Origin of the sequence: Bacillus sp. SJS (assembly GCF_000732485.2) — a bacterium.
Classification (GTDB): Bacteria; Bacillota; Bacilli; order Bacillales; family Bacillaceae; genus Metabacillus_B; species Metabacillus_B sediminis.
The window spans coordinates 108174-131916 of the sequence record NZ_JAQV02000002.1; the positions used below are offsets into that span (position 1 = coordinate 108174).

Genomic DNA, 23743 nt, shown 5'->3' on the forward strand with positions numbered 1-23743 from the left:
GGGTTAAGATTCACCTCTATTTAGATACTTTAATCTGATTTGAATACCAAACACTAAATCAATCAGAAAATGGGCAGTGACAGCAGCAAGCAGATTGTCTGTAAGTTCAAATAAAATACCTATCAGAACGCTGACTGCCGTAACCATTATGAATAAAAGAAATTTTGATAGATAGCGAATATGCAAGATGGAAAAAAACAGGCTTGCAGCAATCAATCCGAATTCTGTTTGTAAAACGCCTCTGAATAACCATTCTTCCGCAAAGGCAATAATGGCAGTCATTAATACAATATGCGGAATGGAACAGCTTCTGAAAAGCTTTTCATTAATTCCCCCGTCATCATACCAAGCCTGGGGAGCTGTTCTCATTACCACTAAATCCAATAAAATAACAGCTGCTGCAGCTCCTGCTCCGGCCGCAAGACCCATAAATGTAAAATTCATTTTCTCAGCAGGGACAAACCAGCCTCCCAGAAATAAATAGGAGCCAGCAAGGCCGGTAATAGCTAAGAGAAGCTGAGTCAGATAAAGCTGCTGAATCATCTGACGGTCTGTCAGTGTATGAATCAGTTCATTTTGTCTTTTGAACAATCGGTTCACTCACTTTAAACATCATTTTAAGTTCGTTTTTCCATCCCTCTGCCGTTTCATAGCCGGATGAAGCCTTGGTCTGGCCATAATAGGCTTCAATGTCCATTCCGCACGAATCACAGCAGAAGCGTGTAAATGATGGAGAATCGCTTTTTTCACCGAAATGTGCCAGGATTCCGCTTCTTCTGCACGTTTCTGTCGAATACCATTTTATCATATTCCATAGCTTTTCGGTTTTATTTTGCTGGCGCTCCTGAATTTTTTTCCAGATTTGATCCACTTTTACTTCCCAATTCTCACTCTTAAGCTTTTCAGCATGATGAAGAATAAATCGCTCATGTGTTTCCTCAATCTCAAGTTTAAAGGATGGATCGATTTCTTTTGAAGACAGATAAGCTTGCAATTCATCACGTGCAGGGAATTCTTTTTCAATCATAAAAAGAGGCAGCTGCACATCTTCAGGATCATACAAGGTAATTGCAATAGCTGGCAGTCCGTCGCGCCCCGCTCTTCCGATTTCCTGCATATATGCATCCATTCTTGCAGGTATATGAAAATGAATGACATAACGGATGTTGTTTTTATTCACACCCATTCCGAAAGCATTTGTACAGCAGACAAGTTCAAGCTGTCCATTAATAAATTGCTGCTGAATCAGCATCCGCTGTTCATTTTCCATACCTCCATGATAGAAGGCAATTCTCTTAAACCCTTTTTCTTTCAAATATGAAACTGCTTTTTCACTCCATTGTCTCCCCCCGCAGTAAATTAGCCCCGGCCCTTCCAGCCTGCCAACAAGCTCTGATAATTGATTGAGTTTATCCTCAAGACCTCTTGCTTCACTAACCATGATTGATATGTTCGGCCGGTTAACTGAATATACGTGCCGGATAGGATCTGTCATATGTAAAGATAAATGTATATCTTTGAGAACTTCTTTGGTTGCAGTTGCTGTCATAGCAAGGCAAGGAGCCTTATTCAGCTTCCCTCTTGCCTGGCCGATTAATGAATAATCCGGTCTGAAATCGTGACCCCATTGTGAAATGCAATGAGCTTCATCGACTACAAACAGCGAGATATGAATTTTATTCAGCGCATTCAGAACCCTTTCATGCTTGAGGCTCTCGGGAGAAAGGAAGATAAACCGATACTCAGGCAGATGATAAAGAGCTGACTTTTTCTCATCAAATGATAAGAAACTATTCAGGGCAACCGCGCGTTTTTCCCCATTCATTTTAAGCTGGGCAACCTGGTCCTCCATTAAAGCAAGCAATGGAGATATAATAACTACATCTCCCTCCAGAATGTATCCCGGAAGCTGATAGCATAAAGATTTTCCTCCTCCAGTCGGGAGCATGGCAATAACATCCCTTCCATTGACAAGGTCCTCGATAATCTCCTTTTGCCCTTCCCTGAAGGCATCAAACCCAAAGTGCTTTTTTAATACAGCATTTAAATTCAGCAATTGTATTTCACCTCTTTGCGACAGCCATTCCGAGCCTGATTTGAAAATAGGTATATTTATGATCTAAATGTTCCTTAATATTTTTAAGCTGCTTGGTTTTCAAATGTTCAATGGCTTCTGCTATTTCCTCTTTTTCGACTTGAAGCAGATAAGGATTGATGTTAAAGCTTGGGTCCTGCATGGCAATTTCTACAAGATGATCTTCTATTGTACTCATCTTCAGGTTCCTGATTTTACAGGCATCTTCCTTGCTTTTCCCCTGTTTAAGCAGCATATATGTTCGTTTGGCAGATTGCGTGAGGGGTAGGGAATCGGGCACCTCCCTACTAAGTTTTGAGAGCAATACAGCGTTTGAGGCCACCGCATTTTCCAGTAAATCATGCATTAAGCTCCAGAAACACAACTCCAAGTATACCGGGTCCTTCTCAAGCTTCTCTGCCAGCTGATCATAGGTCAATCCAGCCCGCTCAGGTGTTGTGAGCCTATAGACAAAAAGTTCTGCCATGAAATCCTGTTTGCCTGAAAGAAATAAATTCAGCTCTTCATTTAATTTTAATGCAAGACCTGTTCTGTCTGAATTTGATTGTGCCAAAAATGATTTTATCCACTGCTGCGCATCTTCATCAGAGGTTAAGGGCAGGAACCGCGACTTATTACGAATCAAATGGGTTACGGTCTGGATCAGCAGTGATAATCTGACCCAAGCCTCCCTGCCTCCCCTGCCATGCTTCCAGCTGTTCAGCTCTTTTGGAATCGGCATGGCTGTTAAGGAATGATGCAAGGCTTCTTTCCCAGATGATGTTAATTTCCCGTTGTTCCCAATTAACTTTTTCGTTTCCAGGCTCCTGCATGCATCTTCAATCGTTTCTCTGTTGATCTGCGGAAAAAGTGAAAAAAAACTCGAAAGCCCAAACAGCTGCATATCCTGAAGGGTTTGGGACGTCTTTTTCCCTCTCAACAGATGATAAATAGCGGAAAAAGATCTCTCCCCGTTAAAACGATCCAGGCACAAAAGACAAATGTATGAATATCCTGTCACTACCATATTTAATCACCAGCGCTTCGCAGATTCTGACAATACTTGATTATATTCTAGCAGATTTTTTATCGGCCTGAGATGTTTAAAGCTTAAGCAAAAGGGTACGGTAAGGATTAGAAACGTTGTTATGATAAGAATTCTCATCGACTTTTTTATTGAAAAGTTCATACAACACCTATACAATAGGTATAAGTTAAGGACTTCACATCCAAAAAATGTGGTTTATCGGACCTTTATCCGTTTAGTCCTAAGAATGATCCAGGAGGTATTTTACATGGCAAAGTATACAATCGTTGATAAAGACACTTGCATTGCTTGCGGAGCTTGCGGAGCAGCAGCACCGGATATTTATGATTATGATGATGAAGGTATCGCATTCGTTACACTTGATGAAAATCAGGGAATCGTTGAAATTCCAGACGTACTTGAGGAAGATATGATGGACGCTTACGAAGGCTGTCCTACAGATTCCATTAAAGTGGCTGATGAGCCATTTGAAGGCGACGCACTTAAATTCGAATAGAGTTCAAAAAAACCCCCCGGCCGATTAAGCCGGGGGGTTTTTTTATTGTATCATCCAGTTTGGATGGATTTTTGTTCAAACCAGGTTTTCATTCTTACATAGACCATTGTAAAGATAGCAGAAATCAGAATACCTTTTATAAGATTGAACGGGAGAATTCCCAGAATGATGAATTGATAAATTTGTTCCGCATTCATTTGCTGCGCCCCTAAGAAATAGGTGTAAGCCGGAAGGATCACATAATAGTTAAATACCGACATCAACACTGCCATTGCAATTGTTCCGGATGCCATCCCAATCAACAGGCCTTTCACCGTCTGATTTTTTTTGTAAAAAAACCATGCGGGCAAAATCAGCAATGCTGCTGAAACAAAGTTCGCAGCTTCCCCTATTGGTACGCCTGTTCCGCTGCCCTGAATGAAGTAGTGCAAAATATTCTTAAGTGCTTCCACCGCCATCGCCGAACCCGGTCCGAATAAAATCAGCGCCGCCAGAGCTGGAAGATCGCTGAAATCAATTTTTAAAAATGCACTTCCCGGATAAGGGATTTCGAGCATCATCAGCAAAAATGCAATGCTGCTTAATACTGCTGTAATGACTCTTTTTCTTAGTTTGTTTTGAACCATATCTGTTTCTCTCCTTTTCATGATCTCTCTCTTGAAAAGAAGGGCTGTTCTGATTTGCCAAAAAACCCCCTGCCGTTTTGGACAGAGGGAGTTAAAGTGCAATCTGAATAAACGTGAAAAAATACATATTTTTTCAGCGTTCAGCCACCATCTTCTCCCATCCAGACTATACTGTCGGCTCTGGAATTACACCAGATCCTGCCCTTATCAGGCTCGCGGGCTTAGAGACTTTCGCCTCATCACCGCCGGTAGGGAATTACACCCTGCCCCGAAGAATGATCATATTTAATTTGTATTCCAAGTAAGTATATCGGCTTTTTCATCATTTGTATAGGAAAAAGTCTTGTAAGCCACTTTTTCAATCTTCATGAAAAAAATATCGCCCAAGAAACCGCTTTCACACTTTACCGCACTGATTTGTATTGTTACACTATTCTCAATATGATAAATTATCTAACAAATTGCAACCGGAGGAGATGCTTTATGTTTAGAGTTCTTGTTTCAGATCCAATAAGCAGAGATGGTCTTGAACCGCTGCTTGAAGCGGAGAATATAGAAATCGTTCAAAAAAACGTATCCGAAGAAGAAAATTTGGCTCAATATGATGCACTATTTGTTAGAAGCGCTACGAAAGTTACGGAAGAATTGATGAATCAAATGCCAAAGTTAAAGATCGTCGCAAGAGCAGGAGTCGGTGTTGACAACATTGATGTCGATCAGGCTACAAGAAAAGGCATTATAGTCATTAATGCACCTGATGGGAATACGATTTCAACTGCCGAACATACCTTTGCCATGATTGCCTCTCTCGTCCGGCATATCCCACAGGCGAATATGTCTGTAAAAAACCGGGAGTGGAAACGGTCTTCCTTTGTAGGAAGCGAACTGCACGGTAAAATGCTGGGTATTGTGGGACTGGGAAGAATTGGGACGGAGCTTGCTAGACGGGCGAAGGCATTTGGGATGAGAGTGGCCGTGTTCGATCCCTTTTTGACGAAAGAGCGATCTGAAAAAATCGGGGTCGAAAAACATGACTTTGAAGAGCTTCTTACTCAAGCCGATATCATTACCGTTCATACCCCGCTGACAAAAGAAACGAAAGGTCTCTTAAATAAAGAAACGATCGGCAAAACGAAAAAAGGGGTTTATCTTGTCAACTGTGCCCGGGGAGGCATCATTGATGAAGATGCGCTATGTACATATCTCGAGAACGGCCATGTGCGTGGAGTGGCGCTGGACGTATTTGAAGTCGAGCCTCCCGAGCATACACGCCTGCTTGAATTTGAACAGGTCATAGCAACACCCCACCTGGGCGCTTCTACAAAAGAAGCGCAGCTGAATGTTGCTTACCAGGTATCAAAGGAAGTGCTGTTATTTATTCAGGGGAAGCAGGTAACGACCTCTATTAACCTCCCTGCCATGTCTGACGAAGCTTATCAGAAAGTAGCTCCTTACGATTCTTTGGCTCAAAAAATCGGATCTTTTCTTTCACAATATATGAATCAGCCGGTTCAGAGCATTACGATTGAATACGAAGGTACAGCTGCTGAAATTGAAACGGCCTATGTGACGAAAAGTATGATTGCTTCTTTCCTTAAACAGCGCATGGATATAAATATTAATACGGTGAATGCCGGAGTGCTTGCAAGAGAACGCGGCATTCAATTTATTGAGAAAGTGTCCGATCAAAACTCCGGATATTCTAATAGCATGAAGGTTACCATTCACGGGGAACAAACCACTTCAGAGATAAAAGGCACCTCTATCCCCCACTTCGGAGAGCGGATTGTATCGGTCAACGGATTTTCAATTGATTTTCATCCATCAGGCCATCTGCTTTATATTCAGCATACCGATGTTCCGGGAGTAATCGGAAATGTTGGAAGAATCCTTGGCAATCATTCCGTGAATATCGCCACGATGCAGGTGGGGCGGAAAGAAAAAGGCGGTGAAGCCATCATGATGCTGTCGTTTGACCGTCCGCTTGATCAGCCTATATTATCCGCTTTGACTGAGCTTGATGAAATCGTGTTTGTAAAAGCCATTGAGCTTTAATTAATTAGCTCTGTTTAACTTGGCTGTTGATTGCAGCTAAGCAGGTACAGGCTTCAAAAAATCAACATCATGCATTAACATAGCCAATTAAAAAGGGGTCTTCCGCAGAAGACCCCTTTTTGATTTATCCAATTGGTACAACGGTTCTTTCACCCTTGGAAAACGTCACAATGGTTTCATAGCCGGTTTCCTTTGCAAGCGCAAGCGCCTGATCGTAATCAGCCCCTACATCCTCTGGCTGATGAGCATCAGATGAAAGGACAATCGGCACCCCTTTTTCATAGCACATTTTCAGCAGTCTTTCATCAGGATAAAGCTTGCCTGTCGGCTTTCTTAATCCCGCTGTACTGATTTCCACACAAGTTTTGCTTTTGGAAAGGGCTGCTGCAGCTCTTTCATATTGCTCCAGTAAAAATTCTTCTTTTTCAGGAACGTAGTTAAAAATTTTCACTAAGTCCAAATGTCCGATAATATCAAAGAGATTCGACTCTGCGAGGGTTACGACCTGGTCAAAATATTTTCTGTATGTATCATATACATCCCGCTTATCCCACTCGTGAATGAACTCCTTTAAATCAATGCCGAAGTCGTCTACCCAATGAATGGAGCCAATTACATAATCAAAATCATATTGGCGGATAAAACGCTCCATTTCCTCATGTTTGCCTGGTGTATAATCCATTTCGATGGACATTTTTACATCAATCCCAGCCTTTTCGGCTTCCTGGAAAAGTGAGGTGTAATCGTTCATATCATAAAATCTTCGTTCATCGACCCAGGGATTGCTTAATATATCTGCGGTCTGATAAAAATGATAAGCATGCTCCGAAATCCCAAAATGCTCAATGTTCTTTCGTTTTGCTTCATCGGTAAATTTTTTTAAGTAGTCTAAAGTGAGTGTTCCTCGTTCTAAATGATTATGATAATCAGTCAGCATAGTGTTCCCTCCCTTTTTCTTTCTTCACTTTAACATATTAAAGGGAGAGAGTTAAGAAAAACGGTGAATTTTTCGACAATTTCTATAGGCAAGCAGATAGCTGCTATTTCTTCATTTCAATTTGAATTGGATTTGGGCCATATGGGACTGTAATTGGCTTATCAACCTCAAGTGTCCCTACTTTATCTAAGTTTATATTTTGAAACGAGACCGTTTCAAAATTGAATTCTTTTGCAGTGAGAAGCAGCGCTTCCAGCATAAAGACTGTGTCTTCATTGTTCTGAAATTCAAATGTGTTAAAAGTTAAAATAAGTTCATTTCCCTGTTCTTGAACATTCTCAATTTTGGCGCCTTCTATCATAACAGACTGAAGCCCGCTGCCGATATTTTCAGTCATATCCGTATAGGCATCGCTGAAGGAATCATAGGATATATTGGACTTAACAAAAAGAGACTTTTTGCTTTGATTCTCATATTTAAAAAATGCTCGTTTATCAGATGGATGGAGCTCGAGTTCATTCAATACTCCCAATGGACCCATGTCAATACCTGGACTGTCCCCTGTATACAGTTCTGCTGCGGTATACCCTTTTCCACCGAATGAAGCCTGGATGATTTCGGCTAAAAGTGCATCCGATGAGCTGAGGATTTTTCGGTTTTCGCTCATGTGAATTTCAATATGCTGAGGATTTTCCGACTCTCTAATCTCAATGTCCTGGAAGTAATCAGATAAACCCCACTTCTCTTCATCAAAAAAAGCACGCAGCTCATTAAATTGTTCAGCTTGAATAGAGCCCCCGGATGATATAAGTGTTACAGGGATTGTATAATTGGCACTGCTGTCAGAATAAGCGAGGACAAGTGATTGATCGCGCTGATCTTCTTTTGCTGTAAATGTAACATTGGGTTCTACAGGGGGAGCCGGCCGTTGTTCTGCCTTTTTTTCTTCTTTGCTTTCCGGAACAGCTGTCTTAGGTGAAGACTCTGAAGGCTTCTCCCGTTCAGCCGTCTCTTGCTTGTCTTGTGCCAGACTTTCTTTTTCATCAGCCGGCTCCCCGGAGGATGCTCCTTTATCTTCTTCCGTCATTTGAAGTGAGTCATTACCCGAACCGCCTGACTGAAACTGACTGATCCAAAAGGGGGAAATAACCGCTAATATAAATAGAGCTGCAAAGCTTGCAACTAAAGGGCCAATCCAAATTTTCCTTTGTTTAAAAGGACGGCTTTCCGATGCCCTTTTATACACTTCATCCCGGGAGCGTTTATCTCTTATTACAGGAAGCTTTGACAGCAGCTCTTGTATGTGCTCTTCATTATACCCGGATTTTTTCATTATTTGCTCCCTCCTTCTCGCTGAGATGAGCCATGCTCTTTTTCAATGCCTTTATGGCCCGATGCTGGGTGGTTTTCACCTTGCTATCTGACCATGAAAGCGCTTCAGCAGTCTCCTGTATGGAAAGACCCTGTATGTATCTCATAATTATGACCGCCCGCTGATCCAGTGTACAGGCATCAAGTGATTGATAAATCCATTGAATTTGCTCGTTTTGCAATGCTATTTCATCAGGCATGGGAGATTGATCCTTCACTTGATTTGTATCCCAGTCAAACTTTTCAACCAAACGCTGGCGAATGGTTTTTTGCTTCCTGAACCAGTCGATTGCAACATGCCTCGCGATGGAGAACAGCCAAGTTTTTTCAGTACTTCTGCCTTCAAACTTATCGTAGGATTTCAAAACGCGGATATAAACCTCTTGAACAAGGTCTTCCGCCTGCTCACGGTCTTTCACCATATAAAAAAGGAATTGGAACAAATCCTGATGATACTTTTCATATAAAGTCTGAAAGGCTTCTTCCATGGAAACCCCTCCGTTCATTTGCTTAGTCGTTTCAGACATTTTAAAAGTTACACCTGAAGCCAGGTGCTGTAAATCTGTAATATTTGAAATATATGATTACAGTAAAAATTATACCTTTGCAACAAAAAAAAGGAAGGTGCTTCCTTCCTTTTTCACAAAAATTTACGATTCTTTATTTTTTCCTCTAAAAACGATGGCGCTTCTTTCATATTCTACATCACTTGTTCCGGATCGAAAGTTGATTACCCTGGAGACTGCAAAAAAGTAGTCTGACAGCCGGTTCACATATTTAAGGACATCTTCATTAATTTCAGAATGCTTTTGAAGCGTGACGATTCTTCGTTCAGCCCTTCTGGCCACTGTTCTAGCCAAATGAATAACGGCTGCCGCCTGTGTGCCGCCAGGCAAAATGAACCGTTCCAGTGGGGGAGCTTCTTTCACATATTCATCAATTCTCTCTTCTAAAAACAAAATCATTTCCGGATTCGTTTTATCTTTGCGCTTTTCCGCACTCAGTACAGATGCAAGGTCTCCCCCGCAATCAAACAGCTCATGCTGGACCTTTTCCAGCTCGTTATAAATATCCTCAAATTTATCATCCGTGAGCAATGTCATTGCCTGGCCGACAACCGCATTCAGCTCATCCAGCGTTCCATAAGCCTCCACGCGAATGTCGTCTTTGTCTACTCTTCCCCCGACAAGACTGGTCTGGCCTTTATCTCCCGTTCTCGTATATAAATTCACGAATCCGTCTCCCCCTTCATTTGTGTTTCATCCGCTTTTGTTAAATAAAACGTAAACGTTGTTCCTTCATGTATTTTACTGTGAACCGTGATGGTTCCATGATGGGCTTCAATAATATTCTTGGCTATTGCAAGACCAAGTCCTGTCCCGGCCCTGCCCCTTGTCCTTGCCTTATCCGCTTTATAAAACCGTTCGAATACGAAAGGAAGATCTTCTTCTGGAATCCCTGTTCCAGTATCCGTCACATCGAATCTTAGACCTTTGTCAGCTGATTGAACAGAAAACGTTACTTTCCCGCCTTCATCCGTATGTCTGATGGCATTGTCCACAAGATTGGTGAGCACTTGCTCTATTTTATCGGAGTCCATCACAAACGTGTCATGTTCTATGTTAAGTGAAGTGGACAACTCAATCGTTTTGTCGCGGGCCATGCCCTGGAATTTCCTTGAAATCTTATTTACCAGCTCAGATACATGTACGTCTTCATAGAGAAGGGTTACATGCCCGGCTTCCATTCTCGCAAGATCAAGCAGCTCATTAACGAGCCTTCCCATTCGGAGAGATTCTTCATAGATGACTTTTGAGATTTCCTTCTTTTCCTCATCCGTGCTCGCTATGTCATCGACAATCGCTTCACTATAACCCTGAAGCAAAGCAATCGGGGTTCTCAATTCGTGGCTGACGTTTGCAATAAAGTCTTTTCTCAGCTTATCAAGACGCCGTTCTTCTGTCATATCCCTTAACACAGCTACCGCACCGCGGACGTAATCCTGATCATATAAAGGCCCCATGACCATCACCCAGAATCGCCCTTGAAGCGTCAGTTCAATCACTTGTTCTTTCTCTGTGTTCACCACTCTTCTAAAGAGCTCTTTTGCTTCAGGAGGAAGCTCTTCCCCGCTTTTTATATCCATTTGCTGCTCGTAATACCAGGCCTGCAAAAACCGTTCAGCAGGGGGATTCGTGACGAGAATGGTCCCATCTATATTTAAGGTGATCACTCCATCTGCCATACTGCTGAGAATGCTTGTTAAATGCTCTTTCTCCTGATTCAGGGCATTAATATGGTATTTCAGCTGGCGCCCCATCTGATTAAAAGCCGCTGCGAGCTCCCCAATCTCATCCCCGGTTAAAATCGGAACTTTTTTATCAAATTTCCCTTTTGTAAGCTCAAGGGCGGCCTCTCTCATCTTTCTAAGCGGATAGGTAATTCTTGTCGAAAGGAAAAAAGCGAAAACCGTTGTCAAAATAAGTCCTACCGCAGCTCCAATGAAAGTGTAGCGTGTTGTGCTTGCAGTCGCTTCCCTGATTGATGCTAAGGATTGCGATACAAAAACAGCACCGTGCTCCCCTTCTGATAACTGATATGGCACTCCCTGAAGAAGAACCTTTTCTTTTTTATGGCCTGTTTCTTCATCTGCTGTGATGGTTTTCATGCTTTCTCCGGTTCCTTTTAACACGGCAGAAAGCTCACGGTCATTCCTAATCGTCTCCAGGCTGATATACGGCTGCTTACTGCCATTCCCCTTTGAGGAATACCATGCTTTCCCGTTCTCATCCACTATCATGATTCCTGTCTTTTCATCGGAAAGCTCAAGGGCGATGGAACGGGCAAGCTCCGCAGAATCATGGATGTCTTGATGATTTTCTAAAATACCTGATATTTTGTCTGCCATTTGTGACAATTCGCTCTCTGCCTGATTGGTCTGATAATTTTCAATGAATTCAAACCAGAGAATCGTCAGAACGAGAAGGACGAACGCAACGAGCAGAAGTATGGTTCCCCAAAGCTTACCTACTACACTGCGCCAAAGTCTCATTCATTGCCAACCTCGAATTTATAGCCTACTCCCCAAACCGTCACAATCATTTTTGCTGCATCCTGTGATACTTTGTTTAATTTTTCTCTCAGCCTCTTCACGTGCGTATCAACCGTTCGCAGGTCTCCAAAAAACTCATACTGCCACACTTCTTTTAGCAGCTGTTCACGGTCGTAAACCTTGTCCGGAGTCCGGGCAAGGAAATAAAGCAGCTCGTATTCCTTCGGTGTAAGGCTGACTTCTTTTCCGTCAGCCGTCACACGGTGAGCGTCATGGTCAATCGTTAAGTGTGAGAAGACAATGACGTTTTTCGCCTTTGTTTCGGTTTTTAAGAAGCTTGTAGAAGAAGATCTCCTCAATAAGGCCTTTACTCTCAAAACGACTTCTCTCGGACTGAACGGTTTAATAATGTAATCATCCGTCCCTACTTCAAACCCCTGTACTCTGTTAGCCTCTTCGCCCTTTGCAGTCAGCATAATCACTGGTGTAGCTTTTTTTTCACGAAGCTGACGGCATACTTCAACACCATCAATCCCAGGCATCATTAGATCAAGCAAAATCAGATCATAATCATTTGCAAGGGCTAACTCCAGCGCTTCGTCCCCGTTTTCAGCTTCTTCTGTTGTATAGCCTTCCCGTTCTAAATACATTTTCAAAAGTCTTCTAATTCGGTCTTCATCATCCACTACTAAAATTTTTCCGTTGATCATTTCTTCCATCATTACTTCCTCCTTTAAAACTTCAGTTCGGATATGTATGTGTTCATCATACTAATTAACATACCACTCCTGCAACGAAGAGCCTTTTTACATAATAAAAAAGGCTTTTTTAATTTAATGCAGCTTTCTTTGTGCTGCAATTCGCCAAACAGGCTAGCAGCATCAATCGTAAAAACCATTTAAATTTGAGTTAATTTTTAACACCTGTTGATTGGAGCGGAAGGCGTGAGGCCCCGCAGGCGCAAAGCGCTGAAGAGGCTCAAGCAGCCCGCCCAAGGATAAGCGAACGCCTGCTAGCTGCAATCAACAGCCAAATTGAACAGATCTAAACATAAAGGGACTGGTTCAATGAAGTACCGGCCCCTTTACGATTATGCATATGAATGAAGTCCCGCGATAACCATGTTCACAAAAATAAGATTAAACATGATAATGGCAAAGCCAATTACAGCAAGCCACGCTGATTTCTCACCATGCCAGCCCCTTGATAAACGCAAATGAAGGTAAGCGGCGTAAAAAAGCCATGTTATCAAAGCCCAAACCTCTTTAGGATCCCATCCCCAAAAGCGGTTCCAGGCAAGCTGCGCCCAAATCATAGCAAATATGAGCGCCCCAAGTGTAAACACCGGGAATCCAATGGTAACAGAACGGTAGCCAATCTCATCTGTTAAATCAAGATTGACTTTTCTCGTTAAGGGCTGAAGAACAGCTGATATTCTTTTCCTCGCAATCAGCCTGAATAATCCATAAAGGATGATACCGGCAAGCAAAGACCACAACACAGTATTGAATTTACTTCCATCGATGATGGCAGGCAAGGAAAATAGCGGCTTCATAGCTCCTTCTGCCGCAAGCTTCCACTCATGCGGACCAGCGATTGCCGGCAAATGGTACACCATTGTATCTGCCTGGCCCCGCTTGTCTATCCAAGAAAATTCCGTTTCATAGTTTGCGAGACGGAAGCCGGTTGTGATCAGTATGTAGCCAAGAGTCATAATAAGAATAAACATGATTGCTTCCAGCCAGAATGTTTTTTTCGACGGCTTTGACTGATCTACGTTTTTCAGAAGATAAATAAGGCCGGCTATAAAACTTAGGGCTAAAATAGCCTGTCCAAGAGCAGCCGTTGTAACATGAATGTGCAGCCACTGGCTCTGCAATGCAGGAATCAGCGGAGTGACATAGGACGGAAACATGCTCCCGTAAGCAATGATTAACAGGACAATCGGGAGAGTGAACAATCCAAGAATTGAAACCTTATACATAAAATAGATAATGATAAAGGCTAAAACCATCATCATTCCAAAGAAAGTGGTGAACTCATACATATTGCTGACAGGCGCATGACCTGAAGCCATCCACCGGGTAATGAAATAAACCAATTGGGCAGCGAATCCAGTGACCGTAACCGCCACTGCTGCTTTCGCCCACCGATTCGGCCCCGCTGCTGTCTGGCGTTTATCCCTTATGGATCCGCCGAAAAGAAAGGTCCCAACAAGATATAAAATGAAAGCTGCAAATAAAAATCCGCTGCTAATTTCCGCCAACTCCAACCCCTCCACTTCGTATCTCGCTATTTTTTTGATCCCAAGGCGCCGGGAAGGACGTTCCTTCTACTGCATCCTCAATCTCTCTTTTCAAACTGTACCAGTTTTTATTCGTATGGCCAGCCACCATCATCATGCCATTCTCTCTCTTAAACCAAATCCGGCGGTGGTTCCAGTACATTCCCTGGCACACGCCAATCATAAAGATCAAACCGCCAAGAGCGATGACCCATATGGTCATGTCCTTTTTAACTGTAAGGAGGGATTGGCTTGTCGTCTCAACACCGGCAAATTTCATTGCCATCTTATTTTCGCCGTTTGGCTCCAAATTCATCTGAATTCCGACGAAGCTTACCTCTCCATCAGGTTTTTCCGGGGATATCATATTAAATACAAAAGCCGGATTGATTGGTGCCCGGGATTTTGTGTCTGGTTTCCCCTCCTCATTCATATAGAAATCCGGCAGGTAGGTGAGGACCTCGACTTTGTATCCTTTCCCAAGATCATACTCTGACTCAGGTTCATCCAGGTCCACTGTAATTGGCCCAAACGTTTGCTTTGAATCTTTGTTTAATAGATTAAATTTTAATTCCTTTAATGCTCCTGTTGAATAGCTGTTTTGATATAAACCAAATGATTCAAACTGAAGCGGATGATTCACTTTTATCGCATCCCGCTTTACTTCCTTAAGCTCTGGTTTCTCACCGGGAAGCGCATCGCCGACTCGTTCATAAAGCACGGCATCTGTTTGGAAATTTTTCGCCACATTTCCCTCGCCTGCTTCATTAATGGCTTCCTGGAATACAGCTTTTTCTTTACCGGATTCATATGTTTCGATCGTAAATTTTTCGTTTTTAAGAAAATACTTCCCATCTGTTCCAGGGATGGCTGCAACCTGGCCTTCTCTCAGCCACATGTTTTCATCTACGTACATCCCGGGTACAAACCTTAGCATTGCACCAATTAAAACAATGATTAGTCCCACATGATTAACATACGGACCCCATCTGGAGAATCGTCCTTTTTCAGCCAGTAGATTCCCATTCTCAGTCAAAACTTTATACCGTTTTTTCTCCAGCTTTTCTTTGACAGCTTGCAGATCGTTATCCTTATCAAGAACCCGTTCACCATATAAGCGCTGCCTTTTCAAAAAAGCTGTATTTTTCGTAATTCCCTGCACGTTAAGCGTCCGGTAAAGAGGGATCACACGATCAAGACTGGCTACAACTAAAGAAATTCCAAGACAGGCAATCAGGGAAATGTACCACCAGGAGCCATAAAGATTATGAAAACCAAGCATGTAGTAGACTTCTCCCGGTACGCCAAATTCGTTTTTGTAATAATCTTCCGGAAGGACATTGGAAGGAATATATTCCACTTGAGTAAAAACTGTTCCGACTGCCGAAGCTGCCAATGTAAGAACGATTAGCCAAACCCCGACCTTCACCGATGAAAAAAAGTTCCACACTTTATCAATCCATGTCGTTCTGTATGTTTGAGATCTTCTCGCACTGCCATCGTACCTCATGTCAAGCAGAGGACCGGAATCGGTGACCGGATTCTCGTAATCTGCCAGCTGCTTTCCGCAGGACTCGCATAGCAGGGTCCCGGGAGGATTGATGTGTCCGCACTCGCACTTCAATTCTTCCATGTGCATGACTCCCTGTCTAAGGTTTGATAGATTCCATCATATCTCTTATATTCCGTTCTGTTTGCTGACCTTTTACAATATCGGTAACTTTTCCAGTTTTATCAATCAGAAACGTTGTCGGCAGCGGTTTAACTCCGTATTCATCAAGGATCTGCCTATCCTTATCAATGCCGATAGGGAAAGTCAATCTATACTGCTTAACAAAACTGTTTACAGCTACGTCTGACTCCGCTATATTCACAGCAATGATTTCAACACCTAAATTTTTATAATGCTCATATTGATTATCCATATATGGCATTTCTCTTTTGCACGGCTCGCACCACGTTCCCCAGAAATTCAAAAGAACTCCTTTGCCCCTGTAATCAGAAAGCTGATGGGATTCACCCTTCAGATCCGTTACGACAAAATCCGGTGCCTCACTCCCTACCTTCACCCTCTCTTTATTGGCAAAAAAATTGGAGTACAGCGTATAAGCCAAAGCCGCAGCCAGCACAAAGAGAATTGCACTCCTCAGAACCAGCCTCTTTCTTTTCTCCATAAAAACTCCCCTATTATGTATCTATTTCCTATCATTATATCACTACGTAAACGCTCTCAAAATCATTTATTTGAAGGTTGTGTGAAATTAAGAAAAGCGGAGGGCGCTTGCTTATGCCGACTGGGACATTGGAACTCCCGACCGAGAGGCGTACTTTGCCTCGACCGAGGGAGTGAAATGGCCCTGCGGCATAGCGCCCGGAGCTAGACACAAAAGAAAAGCGGAGGGCGCTTGCTCAGCCCTGAGAGACCGTGGAGCTCTCGACCGAGGGGCGCCCATACAAGGATGTTCTGCTAAGAGCGCGACGTCCTGTCGCAACGCAGAACTGACCCGCATCCTGCGGGCCAGAGAGAGCGAAGCGGCCCAAGGGTTAGCGCCCGGAGCTAGACACAGAAACTAAGTCTGAAACTAAGTCCAAACCAATTCTTAAAAGAATCCTCTTCTCTCGGCACGAAGCCTGCTTCTCAATCCATCCGCAGGTTGAGCAGCTTATGACCTCGAGGGACTAGACGGTGGAGCTCTCAACCGAGGGGCGCTCTCTTAAAAGGAAGTTCTGCTAAGAGCGCGGCGTCCTGCCGCAACGCAGAACTGACCCGCATCCTGCGGGCCCCCGAACTGAATAAATACTTCAAAAGTGGTTGCCCGCACTCCCTCAAATCCCAATAAATGTCCAGTTAATATTAAATGTCCGGTTGAGGAAATCGGCAGAAACTCGGCCATGCCTTCTACAAAACCCATAATCATCCCTATCAATATATCGTTCATAATGATCTCCTTTTGGCTGCATCCAATCATTTGCCTTATCACATCTCGGAAATATAAAGGATCCAAAAAATCCTCTATTTCTATCTATATACTAAAATAGAATTTTTTTCAAATAATTCCAATAAAAAAAACAGCACCGTTTGAAATAACGGTGCTGTTTTTTAAAAACCAACTTTCCCTGTCTCTGCAAGAGCACGAAGCTGCTTCACTTCATGCGGAGTAAGCTCTCTAGAGTCGCCAGTACTCAAGCCCTTCAGATCGAGGAAGGCATACGTTTCTCTTTTCAGTTTAGTCACTGGATGACCCATTGCTTCAAACATGCGGCGCACTTGATGATTGCGGCCTTCATGAATGGTAATTTCTACAATGCTGGTTTCTTTCTTTTTATCAAGGGACAGCATTTTAACCTTTGCCGGAGCGGTCATTCCATCCTCGAGCTTAACGCCCTTTTCCATTGTTTTTAAAATTCCTCTTGGCGGAATTCCCTGAACTTTTGCTACATACGTTTTATCGATTTCATAACGCGGATGCATTAAAAGGTTCGCGAATTCTCCGTCATTTGTCAGCAGAATCAAGCCTGAGGTATCATAATCCAGTCGGCCGACCGGATAGATCCGTTCTTGAATATACGGGAAGAAATCTGTCACAATTTTTCTGTTTTTATCATCCTGCGCTGCAGATATTACGCCTCTTGGTTTATATAAAAGAAGATAGACGGGTGCTTCCTTTTGCAAAGGAACTCCATTCACTTCAACCCTGTCGTTTCCTGATACTTTAATGCCAAGTTCTCTTACGGTTTTTCCATTGACGGTCACTCTGCCGTCTAATATTAGCTGCTCCGCATTTCTTCTTGATGTAATTCCCGCGTGAGCAATCACTTTTTGCAATCGTTCCATACTATTCACCTCTTTGTACATCTTACTTGTTTCCCGTCCATTAAACAAGCACACAAAGAGACAAAAAAATAACCCCTGTTTCTCTGCTGGGGTTAAATTTATGGAAATAAAAGCGATACGACCACAATGGAGGCGATTACACCTATCAGGTCTGCAAGAAGGCCAACTTTAAGAGCGTCTCCCATTTTCCTGATTCCAACCGCTCCAAAATAGACTGTTAAGATATAAAGTGTCGTATCTGTGCTTCCCTGCATAACTGCTGCCAATCTGCCAATAAACGAATCCGGACCATTGCTTGAAATTAAATCGGTTGTCATACCTAATGCAGCTGTTCCGGAAATTGGACGGATAAAAGCAAGCGGTACAATGTCTGAAGGTACGCCGATTATGGATAGAGCAGGTTTAATAAGATCTAATAAAAAATCGAGGGCCCCTGATGCTCTGAAAATGGTTATGGCGACGAGCATCCCTACGAGATACGGAATAATAGAGAAGGAAATTTCAATCCCCTCTTTTCCGCCTTCAACAAATGCTTCATATGTCTGAACCTTCTTGAAGGTACCATATATAAGGATAAAGGCGATAATCAACGGAATAAGCCATAAGGACAGAAGGCTGATCCATTCCATCAGGCTCCCCCTTTCCGCTTTCGTTTATGGTAAAAATACCGGTCAATCAGCAATGCTCCGATTGCGGATATAATGGTAGCAATCAGCGTTGGCATAACGATGTCGGCGGGGTTAGCGGAGCCATATGTTATTCTTACTGCTATTACCGTCGTCGGCACAAGAGTAATACTTGATGTGTTTACAGCTAAGAACGTAATCATGGACCGGCTGGCAGTTTCTTTTCCATGATTTAGTTTTTTTAGTTCCTCCATCGCTTTAATCCCAAGCGGAGTTGCCGCATTTCCAAGCCCGAACATATTCGCCATCGTATTAGAGAGAATATATCCCATTGCCGGATGATCGGGGGGAACTTCAGGAAAAATTTTTTTAACAACCGGTCTGCACAGCTTCCCAAGCGCTTCCAATAGACCCGCCTTTTCGGCGATCCGCATAAGTCCCAGCCAGAAGACGAGGACACTGATTAAGCCAAAAGCGATAGTTACCGCATTTTTAGCTCCTTGGAAAATGGCTGCATTTACAAGATCCATTGTACCATTGAACAAAGCGTAAACAATTCCAATAACAATCATACCCACCCATATATAATTAACCATCCGTATTAGCCCCTGCCAGAGCAAAGAATAGTCGTTTGACGGATTCCCAGAGAGAAGTTTCCGGCTTTCTTGTATGACCGTTATCATAATAGACTGGCACATTCAATACAGATTCATCTTTCACGAAAACTTTCATCTGACCGACAACGGCAGGAACCTTTTCCGGATCCTTCCATGATTTTTCAGGCTTTTGCAACCTTACTTCTGTCCGGATTGAATCCTTTTCTTCATTTGTAAGAGGATAAAATACATCCCGTTGAATGAACGCTTTATTTTGATAGAAGGTGTCATTGAGTGATCCTAAATCACCTTTAGGCTTTACTTTATATAAATCATAATGATCAAATCCATATTCATACATTCCGATATGATCGTTCCAGTCGTCACCGGCATTAATGGTAACCGCAATCAAATCTAATCCATCCTTAGATGCAGTGGTGACGAGAGTCCGTTTAGCCCGCTTTGTGTAGCCGGTTTTTCCGCCCGTACAATATTGGTAGAGGCTAGTCAGAAGCTTATTCTTATTTTTCCAAACCCTGTCCCACTTCTCCTCCGGGTTTGGCGATTTATGTATCTTAGTCCCTGAGATTTCTCTAAAAACAGGATTGTTCATGGCGTATCTCATAAGCAGCGCCATATCATAAGCAGTCGAATAATGATTTTCATGATCATCCAGTCCATGAGGATTCGCAAATTCCGAATTAGACATCCCGATTTCTTCCGCTTTTTGATTCATTTTATAGACAAAGCCTTCAAGGCTCCCACCTACATGTTCTGCAATTGCAACTGCCGCATCATTTCCGGATCTCATCATTAATCCGTATACAAGCTCACGGAGTTTTATTTTCTCCCCAGCCTGCAAATATACCGAGGATCCTTCCGTATAAACCGCTCTGGAACTGACGGTCACATCATCATCCAGCTTTCCTGATTCAATCGCAAGAATTGCCGTCATTATTTTTGTAATGCTCGCTATTCTGAGCTTTTCGTTTTCGTTTTTGGAAAGAAGGACTCTGCCGGTTGCCTGCTCTATAAGAATCGCGCTTTTAGCGCTGACATTTGCCGTTTTAGACACTTCAGCTCGTGCAAATCCTGGAATCATCACTGTCAAAAGTAATACAGCGGCTATTATTTTTTTCATTCCTTTCATCTGCATCCACGTCCCTTGTCCTTATTTGTACAAGTTTATGCGGCGGAAGATGACTTATGACATTGAAAGTTCTGTCTGAGGTGAGGATCGCGGGCTGCGGGGTTTCCTGATCAGGAGAATGGTTTAAAAAGCAAAAAAACAGCCCTTAACAGGCTGTTCATCTCGATTGCATCATTTTTGTCCGGTAATCTGTTTCGTAATATTCCAATTCTTCCCGCGTCTGCTGGAACTGGCTTTCCAGTTCAGCAACCAGCTGCTTCACAGAAAGAGGAACCGGCTGTCTGAATTTAATGGCATTCTTTCCGGTATAGGCTGAACGGCTGTCTTCATACCATACATCATGTTTAGGCTGGAAAAATTCCTCAATGCACTGATGGTAAACCCTATAGAGGATTTTTTCGGCCGCAGCCTTACGGAAAGGTTCGGTTTGCGTAATAATGCTGCAGGCCTCAAGCCCTTCTTCGCAGAATACGGTCAATCGGCGGAAGTTACTCAGCAATTCTTCATAAAAAAGGCGGTCTCCAGGCTCTTCTTCAAGCATTGAATCGGTGGTTACCGAATTTAAATGCTTCGAAAGTCCGAAAACCACTGTTTTTAGAAAATCGGCTGTTTGCTCCGTTTGCAATTTTACCATTGAATTACCCAATTCTATTCACGTCCTCTCAAAGCAATCATTTTCAGCAGGCTGTCTTTGTAATCATACATATCTCTTTTTTTGTTGATTCATGCTTATTTTGAAATAAAAACTCTAGTTTTCTATTTATGTATACCCTGTTTAAACTAGTTTACACAAGCTTACATGTTCTTCCCTTTAATAGTACCATATTTTCTGACTATTTAATCTGCTTATTTTAGCTCTTCCATCGTCTGGCTGAACTTTTCGAAAAACAGGTCTGCTTCCTCCTGAACATTTTCATCACTGTCCTCCGGCAGAGGCGGAAGATCTTGAATAGAATTCAGTCCAAAATATTCTAAAAAATCGCCTGTAGTGCCGTACAGGATGGCTCTTCCTGTACCTTCCGCTCTCCCCACTTCTTTAATGAGCGCTTTTGCCACTAAAGTTTGAAGAGGCCTCTCTGTTTTCACGCCGCGTACTTCCTCGATCTCCACTCTGGTAAGCGGCTGTTTGTATGCGATAATGGCAAGGGTCTCCAAAGCTGCCTGAGAAAGGGATTGGCTTCCGGGAGTTTCCACCAATTTCTTCAGGTATGGCGCATGCGTTTTTTTAGTCGTTAGCTGATAGACACCAGCCACTTCGGCTATCTCAATGCCCCGCTCCTCCATCTCGTACTCTTGCATAAGTTCGTTCATGATATCCTTGACTATAGGTTCTTCAACTTCCAATACATTCATAAGCTGTTTAACGGACAGCCCTTCGTCTCCTGCAGCAAAGAGCAGCGCTTCTACGATGGATTTCCACTGGATGATTCCTGTCAATTGCTTTTTCCACTCCCTGTAATATATAAATCTGAAAAGTTTCCTTCTTGTTCAATCATAATAAGCTGCGATTTCATCAGTTCTAATACAGCCAAGAACGTTACAACCAGGTATTCTTTCGAATCATCAGGGAATAATTCCATGAAGTTTCGGCGGCCTGGTCTGGTTTTTAAATCGTCAAGAATTTCATTCATCCGTCTTTCAATTGGAATTTCCTGTCTGGATATCTTTGTCTGAAGCGGCTTTTGCAGCTTCTTTCTTCTCAGCACTTTCTGAAAAGCACTCAGCATATCGTAAACGGAAACATCGAGAGGAGTCCTATCAGGAGAGGTTTCCTGTGCAAACTCACTTAGGTCGCTTGGCGGCTTTGTGTAAACAAGCGCTCTCTCCTCTTCACGGGATTTCAGCTCAATGGCGGCTTCTTTATATTTCCTGTAATCAATCAGCCTTCTCATCAGTTCGTCACGGGGATCTTCTTCAGGCTCCAATCCGAATTCCTCATCGAAAAGCTCTTCCTCCTGTTTCGGTAAAAGCATTTTGCTTTTAATCGAAAGAAGGGTTGCTGCCATGACAAGGTACTCCGATGCGACATCCAGTTCAAGCTCTTTCATTGTGTGTATATAGAGCAAATATTGCTCTGTTATTTGCGAAACAGGTATATCATATATGTCAATTTCCAGTCCGTTAATTAAGTGCAAAAGAAGATCTAATGGCCCTTCAAATGCATCTATTTTCACTTGATATTCCAAATTAAATTTCACCAACATCCTTCTATAAACTGCGCTATCCTATAGTATAGAACAATCCAACATATAGTCCAATACAAAATTAGCAAGAATCGAAAAATGATCTTTTTTTGATTCATCCGGGCGAACGCCCAGACAACTGAGGCATCCGCACATATGATACGAAGGAAAAGAGCATGATTTTGAAGGAGGAAATAAAAATGGGTGAAAAAGGATTCGGATACGGCGGCGGATTTGCTTTGATTGTAGTACTTTTCATTTTGCTAATTATTGTTGGAGCGGCTTGGCTGTACTAATGATGATTCCAAAAGCGCCGAGCAGGCGCTTTCTTTTGTTTTAATGGAAATCTGATCTATGATACAATTTTGGCAATCAGAAACTGGAGTGATGGCAATGTATCCTAAAGCTTACATAGAGTATCTTGTTCATTTTCATGGAGACAGAGACTATTTTGAGTGTCATGAATTGCTTGAGGAGTTCTGGAAAGAAGCGCCTGCTTCTGAACGGGATCCCGTATGGGTCACCCTCATTCAAATCGCTGTAAGTCTATACCATCATAGAAGAGGAAACTTTAAAGGAGCAGAACGGCTGCTTGCAAATTCGATAAATTTCATTAAGAAAAATCCTGGATCCATGGAAGAGCTCGGGCTACAGGAAGAAGTCCTCGCAAATCTTCTTTCCCAAAGGCTCTCGGATATTCAAAAGGGCGTACCTTACACGAGTATCCACTTGCCAATTTCAGATTTGAAGCTTGAGCATGAATGCAAGGTTCTGTCGGAAGCGAAAAAAATGGAATGGCAGTCGTTAAGTGATTTAAAGGATCAAGGCATGATTAACCGGCACAAGCTGCGTGACCGCTCTGACGTCATTGCAGAAAGGCTAAACCAGCTCGCCGAGAGACAAAAAACACGCAGAGGATTCGAATAAGTGTACAAAAAAAGCAGAGGAGAAGACCCTCTGCTTTTACAATTCTTCCTGGCCAGTCTCCCGGCATTTTTCAAAAAAGGATTGTGTATGTTCATTCGGAACAATCGTCTTATTCTTATAGACGTCTTTAAGAGCCAAGACCATCTTTTTACCGATTCCCTGCTGCCGATAGGAAGGATTCACACTAACATGCTGAATTTCCACTTCGTCATTTTCTTTTAAATGAACACCAAGTGCACCGATAATATCCTCTTCTTCTTTCCATAAAAACAGCTGCCAGTCTTTTTCTGTTTCATAGCTCTTTATGGTCTGCTGAAGAGTTTTCAGTTCTTTTTCAGCTGGCATGAAAGATAATAATCCCATCGCAATCTTTTCAAAGCTTTTCTTAAAGCGAATTAGCATAAGTACCCCTCGATTAGCGAAATGGCTCTGCAAGCAGAGCGATAATAGCAATTCTGGAAATCTTATAATGAATGAATAATT

General features: G+C 42.7%; 25 protein-coding genes, 1 pseudogene and 1 riboswitch. Of the genes and pseudogenes, 4 read left to right on the forward strand and 22 right to left on the reverse strand.

Annotation, left to right across the window (positions count from 1 at the left end; all coding sequences use genetic code 11):
- Positions 1–3: 3 nt before the first annotated feature.
- The 3 genes from AS29_RS00855 to AS29_RS00865 are packed head-to-tail and all read right to left on the reverse strand — an operon-like array spanning position 4 to position 3101.
- Positions 4–591, reverse strand: coding sequence for a CPBP family intramembrane glutamic endopeptidase (locus AS29_RS00855; protein WP_035408574.1), 588 nt, complete (start codon positions 589–591; stop codon positions 4–6).
- Positions 572–2056, reverse strand: a complete 1485-nt coding sequence (locus AS29_RS00860; protein ID WP_035408571.1) for a RecQ family ATP-dependent DNA helicase — start codon at positions 2054–2056, stop codon at positions 572–574. The genes AS29_RS00855 and AS29_RS00860 overlap by 20 nt, the downstream gene beginning before the upstream one ends.
- 7 nt (positions 2057–2063) lie before the next feature.
- Positions 2064–3101, reverse strand: coding sequence for a helix-turn-helix domain-containing protein (locus tag AS29_RS00865; protein WP_035408569.1), 1038 nt, complete (start codon positions 3099–3101; stop codon positions 2064–2066).
- A gap of 268 nt (positions 3102–3369) precedes the next feature.
- On the opposite strand from AS29_RS00865, the gene AS29_RS00870 reads away from it, so the two are divergent.
- Entirely contained in the window at positions 3370–3618 is a 249-nt protein-coding gene (locus tag AS29_RS00870) for a ferredoxin (protein WP_035408566.1), read from the forward strand.
- A 50-nt stretch (positions 3619–3668) separates the two neighbouring features.
- On the opposite strand, the gene AS29_RS00875 is transcribed toward AS29_RS00870, so the two are convergent.
- Positions 3669–4244 carry an ECF transporter S component gene (locus AS29_RS00875; protein ID WP_035408792.1) on the reverse strand — a complete coding sequence of 192 codons (576 nt, stop codon included), beginning with the start codon at positions 4242–4244 and terminating at the stop codon, positions 3669–3671.
- A gap of 145 nt (positions 4245–4389) precedes the next feature.
- Positions 4390–4524: riboswitch (FMN riboswitch) on the reverse strand.
- A gap of 203 nt (positions 4525–4727) precedes the next feature.
- Between AS29_RS00875 and serA the strand changes: the two genes are divergently transcribed.
- Entirely contained in the window at positions 4728–6299 is a 1572-nt protein-coding gene (gene serA, locus AS29_RS00880) for a phosphoglycerate dehydrogenase (protein WP_035408564.1), read from the forward strand.
- Positions 6300–6423: 124 nt separating this feature from the next.
- Here serA and AS29_RS00885 read toward each other — a convergent pair whose 3' ends face one another.
- The 17 genes and pseudogenes from AS29_RS00885 to AS29_RS00965 form a co-directional block, all read right to left on the reverse strand.
- Entirely contained in the window at positions 6424–7236 is an 813-nt protein-coding gene (locus AS29_RS00885; protein ID WP_035408562.1) for a histidinol-phosphatase, read from the reverse strand.
- A 103-nt stretch (positions 7237–7339) separates the two neighbouring features.
- Positions 7340–8569: a hypothetical protein gene (locus AS29_RS00890; protein ID WP_035408559.1), complete on the reverse strand. Its 1230-nt coding sequence runs from the start codon at positions 8567–8569 to the stop codon at positions 7340–7342.
- Positions 8550–9095 (reverse strand): RNA polymerase sigma factor SigX, encoded by a 546-nt coding sequence (gene sigX, locus AS29_RS00895; protein WP_035408790.1) that lies wholly within the window; start codon positions 9093–9095, stop codon positions 8550–8552. The genes AS29_RS00890 and sigX overlap by 20 nt, the downstream gene beginning before the upstream one ends.
- Before the next feature lie 162 nt (positions 9096–9257).
- Entirely contained in the window at positions 9258–9839 is a 582-nt protein-coding gene (locus tag AS29_RS00900; protein ID WP_035408557.1) for a cob(I)yrinic acid a,c-diamide adenosyltransferase, read from the reverse strand.
- On the reverse strand, positions 9836–11659 hold the full coding sequence (locus tag AS29_RS00905) for an ATP-binding protein (RefSeq protein ID WP_035408555.1): 1824 nt from the start codon (positions 11657–11659) through the stop codon (positions 9836–9838). The genes AS29_RS00900 and AS29_RS00905 overlap by 4 nt, the downstream gene beginning before the upstream one ends.
- Positions 11656–12378, reverse strand: a complete 723-nt coding sequence (locus tag AS29_RS00910; RefSeq protein WP_035408553.1) for a response regulator transcription factor — start codon at positions 12376–12378, stop codon at positions 11656–11658. The genes AS29_RS00905 and AS29_RS00910 overlap by 4 nt, the downstream gene beginning before the upstream one ends.
- Before the next feature lie 371 nt (positions 12379–12749).
- A complete protein-coding gene (gene ccsB / locus AS29_RS00915; protein WP_035408550.1) occupies positions 12750–13925 on the reverse strand; it encodes a c-type cytochrome biogenesis protein CcsB in 1176 nt (391 codons plus the stop codon).
- On the reverse strand, positions 13912–15576 hold the full coding sequence (gene resB, locus AS29_RS00920; protein ID WP_051860705.1) for a cytochrome c biogenesis protein ResB: 1665 nt from the start codon (positions 15574–15576) through the stop codon (positions 13912–13914). Before resB ends, ccsB begins: the two co-directional genes overlap by 14 nt.
- Positions 15577–15592: 16 nt before the next feature.
- Entirely contained in the window at positions 15593–16117 is a 525-nt protein-coding gene (gene resA / locus AS29_RS00925; RefSeq protein WP_035408547.1) for a thiol-disulfide oxidoreductase ResA, read from the reverse strand.
- A gap of 609 nt (positions 16118–16726) precedes the next feature.
- A pseudogene (locus tag AS29_RS00930) lies at positions 16727–16882 on the reverse strand (undecaprenyl-diphosphate phosphatase); the annotation flags it as partial.
- A gap of 161 nt (positions 16883–17043) precedes the next feature.
- Positions 17044–17778: a pseudouridine synthase gene (locus tag AS29_RS00935; protein WP_035411187.1), complete on the reverse strand. Its 735-nt coding sequence runs from the start codon at positions 17776–17778 to the stop codon at positions 17044–17046.
- A 98-nt stretch (positions 17779–17876) separates the two neighbouring features.
- Positions 17877–18407 (reverse strand): spore maturation protein, encoded by a 531-nt coding sequence (locus AS29_RS00940; RefSeq protein WP_035411190.1) that lies wholly within the window; start codon positions 18405–18407, stop codon positions 17877–17879.
- Positions 18407–19000 carry a nucleoside recognition domain-containing protein gene (locus tag AS29_RS00945; protein WP_035411193.1) on the reverse strand — a complete coding sequence of 198 codons (594 nt, stop codon included), beginning with the start codon at positions 18998–19000 and terminating at the stop codon, positions 18407–18409. The genes AS29_RS00940 and AS29_RS00945 overlap by 1 nt, the downstream gene beginning before the upstream one ends.
- The gene (locus AS29_RS00950) at positions 18993–20150 is read right to left on the reverse strand and encodes a D-alanyl-D-alanine carboxypeptidase family protein (RefSeq protein ID WP_035411274.1); all 1158 of its coding nucleotides are present in this window, start codon (positions 20148–20150) and stop codon (positions 18993–18995) included. Before AS29_RS00950 ends, AS29_RS00945 begins: the two co-directional genes overlap by 8 nt.
- Positions 20151–20307: 157 nt before the next feature.
- The gene (locus AS29_RS00955; protein WP_035411196.1) at positions 20308–20796 is read right to left on the reverse strand and encodes a YpuI family protein; all 489 of its coding nucleotides are present in this window, start codon (positions 20794–20796) and stop codon (positions 20308–20310) included.
- 200 nt (positions 20797–20996) lie between these two features.
- Positions 20997–21587 (reverse strand): SMC-Scp complex subunit ScpB, encoded by a 591-nt coding sequence (scpB, locus tag AS29_RS00960; RefSeq protein ID WP_269449381.1) that lies wholly within the window; start codon positions 21585–21587, stop codon positions 20997–20999.
- A complete protein-coding gene (locus AS29_RS00965; RefSeq protein WP_442854507.1) occupies positions 21584–22336 on the reverse strand; it encodes a segregation/condensation protein A in 753 nt (250 codons plus the stop codon). The genes scpB and AS29_RS00965 overlap by 4 nt, the downstream gene beginning before the upstream one ends.
- Before the next feature lie 197 nt (positions 22337–22533).
- Between AS29_RS00965 and AS29_RS20875 the strand changes: the two genes are divergently transcribed.
- Together AS29_RS20875 and AS29_RS00970 are read left to right on the forward strand one after the other, a co-directional pair.
- Positions 22534–22629 (forward strand): YjcZ family sporulation protein, encoded by a 96-nt coding sequence (locus AS29_RS20875; RefSeq protein WP_082883685.1) that lies wholly within the window; start codon positions 22534–22536, stop codon positions 22627–22629.
- Between the two features lie 97 nt (positions 22630–22726).
- Positions 22727–23260: a DUF309 domain-containing protein gene (locus AS29_RS00970; RefSeq protein WP_035411201.1), complete on the forward strand. Its 534-nt coding sequence runs from the start codon at positions 22727–22729 to the stop codon at positions 23258–23260.
- 36 nt (positions 23261–23296) lie between these two features.
- Here the strand turns inward: AS29_RS00970 and AS29_RS00975 are convergent, their stop codons facing one another.
- Entirely contained in the window at positions 23297–23662 is a 366-nt protein-coding gene (locus AS29_RS00975; RefSeq protein WP_035411204.1) for a GNAT family N-acetyltransferase, read from the reverse strand.
- Positions 23663–23743: the final 81 nt, after the last annotated feature.